Origin of the sequence: Streptomyces sp. SID11385, assembly GCF_010548245.1 — a bacterium.
Classification (GTDB): Bacteria; Actinomycetota; Actinomycetes; order Streptomycetales; family Streptomycetaceae; genus Streptomyces.
The window spans coordinates 1-1,667 of record NZ_JAAGLR010000953.1 but is presented as its reverse complement, the minus strand read 5'-3'; the positions used below and the strand labels follow the sequence as shown (position 1 = coordinate 1,667).

Here is a 1,667-nt window from a genome sequence, read left to right as displayed (position 1 = left end):
GGCGGGGGCGCGGGGGCCGGACCGTACGGGGCGGCGCCGGGCGATGCCCGGGACGAAGCCGTGACGGTGGCCGGGAGCGGGGCGGGGGCCGGGCGGGTGAAGGGGCTGCGGGCCGTCGGGGCGACGGTGCTCCTCGCGCTCGGGGCGAACGCCGCGCTGCGCGGGCTCTCCGGCTTCCTGATCTTCTTCCTCGCCTTCCTCCTGCGCGATCAGCCGCTCGGCGGGCGCAGCGCGGCGGTCTCGCTGGGGATGGTCGGGGTCGCGGCCGGGGCGGGGAACGCGCTGGGCACGGCGGTGGGGGCGTGGCTGCGCACCCGCACGCCCGAGCTGATCATCGTGACGGTCGTGGGCGGGGTGCTCGGGATCGCGATCACGGCGGCGTGCCTGTTCGGGCAGTTCTCGGTGGCGCTGCTCACGGCGTGCGCGGGCTTCGCGCAGGCGCTCGCGAAGCTCTCGCTGGACGCGCTCATCCAGCGCGAGGTGCCCGAACAGGTCCGTACCTCCGCCTTCGCGCGCTCGGAGACGATGCTGCAGATGGCGTGGGTGCTCGGCGGCGCGATCGGCATCGCGCTGCCGCTGAACGGCGTACTGGGCCTCTCGGTCGCCGCGGCGATCGTCGCGACGGGCTGGCTGGGCACCCTGCGGGGCCTGCTGCGCTCGGGCAGGAGCCGGCACGGGGGCGCGCGGGTCGTGTGAACCCCGGGCCTGTGCGGCGCTTGTGGGCGGGCCGTGGGCGCGCCGCCCGGCAGGCGGGTGATCTGTACGGGTTCGGTACGAGGCGTACGGCGTCCCCCGCGCGAGGAGCCCGCCGCACCCCGTACCGCCAGGGCTTTCGCGGGCCCCTGACGGCGCGTCGGCGCGTACGGCACGCCGTACCCCCGGGCAGGTGCGCACGGCGGGAGCCATATAGCCTGCCCCCCATGACCTCCCCGCGTTTCCCGGCCAACCGCCGTCGCGCCGTGGCCGCCATCGGCGCCGTGTCCGCCGGTCTCCTCGCCCTGTCGGCCTGCGACAAGCCGACCCCGCTGGCCACCGTGACGATCGGTACGACCTCGGTGAACTCGGAGGCCACCTGCTACGACGACGGGCACGCCCTCGGCACGGCGGCGCTCCAGAAGTGCCTCAAGGACACGAGCGACGCCAAGACGGTGAAGGTGGACCCGGACGAGACGGTCCGCTTCGGCGTCGACCCGGCCGTGGCCGACAAGGGCTGGACGTTCCTGCTGAACGGTCAGCAGATCACCGAGACCAGCAAGAAGACGTACACGACCATCCCGGGCAACGTGTTCTTCAACGAGCAGTACGGCGGCCAGTCCTCGACCGGCACCGTCACGATCGTCGAGGGCGACGGCAAGAAGGCGTACGGCCTGTGGACGTTCAAGGTGAAGAAGGACGACTGAGCCGCGTGACGACGAAGGACGACTGAGCCACCTCATGCGCGTACTCATCGCCACCGCGGTTCCCGCCGAACGGGACGCGGTGGCGCGCGCGTTCCCTGGCCGGCCGGTGCCCCGCACCCTGCCGGGCGGCCTCGAATTGCTCGCCGTGCCCGATCCGCTGCCGCACGATCACCTCTTCTTCGACCCGCTGCTCGCGGGCCCGCTGCCCGTCGCGCCGCCGCTGCCCGAGCGCGGCGGCGAGTCGCCGGGCGCGGCGCAGGCCGTGCA

The 1,667-nt window shown here is 74.3% G+C and carries 1 protein-coding gene and 2 pseudogenes; all 3 read left to right on the top strand.

Annotation, left to right across the window (positions count from 1 at the left end; genetic code table 11):
* A pseudogene (locus tag G3I42_RS29030) lies at positions 1-696 on the top strand (MFS transporter); the annotation flags it as partial.
* Between the two features lie 224 nt (positions 697-920).
* The gene (locus G3I42_RS29025; RefSeq protein WP_164290726.1) at positions 921-1,400 is read left to right on the top strand and encodes a DUF2771 domain-containing protein; all 480 of its coding nucleotides are present in this window, start codon (positions 921-923) and stop codon (positions 1,398-1,400) included.
* 34 nt (positions 1,401-1,434) lie between these two features.
* Positions 1,435-1,667: pseudogene (locus G3I42_RS29020) on the top strand (futalosine hydrolase); the annotation flags it as partial.